Origin of the sequence: Streptomyces sp. NPDC048473, assembly GCF_043200155.1 — a bacterium.
Classification (GTDB): domain Bacteria; phylum Actinomycetota; class Actinomycetes; order Streptomycetales; family Streptomycetaceae; genus Streptomyces.
This window is the reverse complement of sequence record NZ_JBICXE010000149.1, coordinates 1-2,716: the sequence shown is the minus strand read 5'-3', so window position 1 is coordinate 2,716 and position 2,716 is coordinate 1. Positions and strand designations below refer to the sequence as shown.

2 protein-coding genes are annotated in these 2,716 nt (G+C 69.4%); both read left to right on the top strand.

Going from position 1 to position 2,716, the window contains the following annotated elements:
- Positions 1 to 222 precede the first annotated feature (222 nt).
- Positions 223 to 1,878 (top strand): hypothetical protein, encoded by a 1,656-nt coding sequence (locus ACGFU7_RS47780; RefSeq protein WP_393705069.1) that lies wholly within the window; start codon positions 223 to 225, stop codon positions 1,876 to 1,878.
- Positions 1,875 to 2,630, top strand: coding sequence for a hypothetical protein (locus tag ACGFU7_RS47775; RefSeq protein WP_393705067.1), 756 nt, complete (start codon positions 1,875 to 1,877; stop codon positions 2,628 to 2,630). Before ACGFU7_RS47780 ends, ACGFU7_RS47775 begins: the two co-directional genes overlap by 4 nt.
- Positions 2,631 to 2,716 lie beyond the last annotated feature (86 nt).

The window sequence follows — 2,716 nt, the reverse complement described above, 5'->3', positions numbered from 1 at the left end:
AACTGGCCCTGGCAGGACGCCTGGCAACAGATGTTCGCAGTCCTGCATCCCCCGCCACGTGTCTGACGCCCCATCCGACCCGCCCGCGAGGGCCCGAGACCAGCACACACGTGGAAAAGCTGGGCAAACCAGCAGCAAGAAGGCAGCCGCAGGCGGGACGGTCGCCTCCGAAGGCGTCGGCGAACTGCGGCCGAGGCGAGCCCGGATCACCGGAGTTGAACGGTGACCGCACCTGCGATCGCCGAGGAGGCTCTCGCCGATCCGGTCGGCCTGATCGTGCGGCTGGTCGGCAACGTCGAGAGACACCTGGACGCCGACCGCATTCGCGGCATCGTCTGCACGCTCGTACGCACACGATCCGGCCGCCGCAACCTCGCTCAGGCCCTGCACGACGACCCCTCGCTGCTGCGGACCGGCAAGCCACCCGCGCCGTTCCGCGTCGCCAAGCTGCTGATGGCCCTGCACGAAGCAGGCGCCCAGGACACTGCCCTGCCCCACTGCGGCGAGTGCGGACGCCCCCGCCCCTACGTCGGCAGCCGCTCGGGCGGACGATGGGGATGCTCACCCTGCTTCGAAAAACCCGCCGTCTGCGCGGGCTGCCACCAGAAGCGGCGAGTCGTCAGCCGAGACCGCCACGGTGAGCCCCGATGCGCCAAGTGCCCCGACACCGACGGTGATCCGCTCAAGGAACTCACCCAGCTGATCACCGACCTCGACCCCACGCTCGACGCGGACACCGTCCGGACCGCTCTGGAGCGGTCTACGAAGCGACCGGCCGGGCAGCGCCGGCTGGCCTGGGCCGTGATCGACCATCCTGAGCTGCTGACCGGCGCCGGGCACCAGGCCCCGACTCCGGCGATACTGCGGTTCATCGGCGAACTCGTGGCCGTCGGCGCCACGAAGGTCGTCAAGCCGGCGTGCCCGCGCTGTCACGGAGTGAAGGCGCTGTCGAAGCTCCTGGACGGCAGACGGATCTGTCGGGCCTGTTTCGCCAGGCACGCGGCCGTTCCCTGCGCACGCTGCGGCGCCGTCCGTGGACCCGCCACCCGCGATGCTGCCGGACAGCCGCTGTGTCCCAACTGCCTGATCCGCGACCCCGCCAACCTGGAAGTCTGTTTTGACTGCGGGCGCCGTCAGCCGGTCGCCGTCCGGCTCGCCGACGGTGTCCGCCGCAACAACTGCAGGCCGAAGGAGATCAAAGAGTGCGGAATCTGCGGCCGCACCGCCCCTTGCGAGCTCTCCCGTGCCACCGGGCGGCCCTGGTGCGAACGCTGCCAGCAACGCCGGGCGACCTGCAGCAGCTGCGGCACTGTCGCCCAGGCCCGCGGCGGCACCTGGGAGGAACCGTTGTGCGCGAAGTGCACCAACCCCGACCCCGGCTTCTGGGGACGCTGCCCCGTCTGCACAATCACCTGGCAACTCAGCCCTCGCCCCTGTCAGCGATGCGTCCTCGACCAGAAGATCCGCGACCTCCTCGGTGACGACACCGGGACCGTCGCGTCCGAACTCGCTGCCTTCCATGCGGCATTGACGGACGCCGAGCGCCCGCATGTCGCTCTGGCCTGGATCTCCCGAGTGAAGGCCCGGGACCTGCTGGAACGCATAGGTCGCGACGAGCGTCCGGTCACCCACGACATCCTCGACGAGCTTCCGCCGGGCAAGGTGCTGGCTCACCTTCGCAGTGTCCTCGTCGCGACAGGAGCCCTGCCGCCGCGCGACGAACGGCTCGTCGCTCTGGAGAAATGGGTCACCACAACGGTCCAGGCTCGCACGGACCTCGCCGAACGCGGATCCTGCACGGTTACGCGGTCTGGCACCACCTGCGCCGGCTCCGCCGCCGAGTCGGCGACCAGCACACCACTCAACTGCAGGACATGAACGTGCGCTCCCACGTCAACGCCGCCGACAACTACCTGGCCTGGCTCGCCGGCGAAGGTCTCACCCTGGGCGCCTGCACACAAGCCGATCTGGAACGCTGGATGACCGATCCCACCTTCCGCTACCGCGACGAGACTGGCCACTTCGTCCGCTGGTCCGTACAGCACCGCCATGCCCACGGCCTCACCTGCGGCGCCGTCCGCTGGACCGGCCCACAGGGCGCCATCGACAGCGAGAAGCGCTGGACCGACGCCCGCCGCCTCCTCAACGACGACACGCTGCCCACTGCGGACCGAGTCGCCGGACTGCTGCTGATCCTCTACGCGCAGAAGATCTCCACCATCAGCCAACTCACCGTCGAAGAAGTCGACATCACCGGCGAGACGGTCGCGATTACCTTCGGCACCTCGCCCGTCATCCTTCTGATGCCGCTTGGCGCCTTGGTCCGCGAGCTCGTCGCGACCCGCCGCGGCAAGGCCAAGATCGGTACTCCGGACGACGCCCCTTGGCTCTTCCCCGGAGGACAACCAGGGCGTCCTCTCAGCGACAGCCAGGTCGGTCTGCGGCTGCACAAGATCGGCATCCGACCCCAACAGGACCGCTCCACAGCCCTTTTCACCCTCCCCGCCGAACTGCCCGCCGCCATCCTCGCCCGGATGCTCGGCGTCCACATCCAAGTCGCTGTCCAATGGCAGAAGGCATCCGCTGGGGACTGGGCCGCCTACGCCGCCGATGTCAGCCAGCGGTGGTGATCGAGAAGTGGGCTCCGGCCCGGTGGCAGGCGGCGATGACGCCGGCGTTGTAGAACTGCGAGTCGGCCCGCAGGATGCGCATGCCG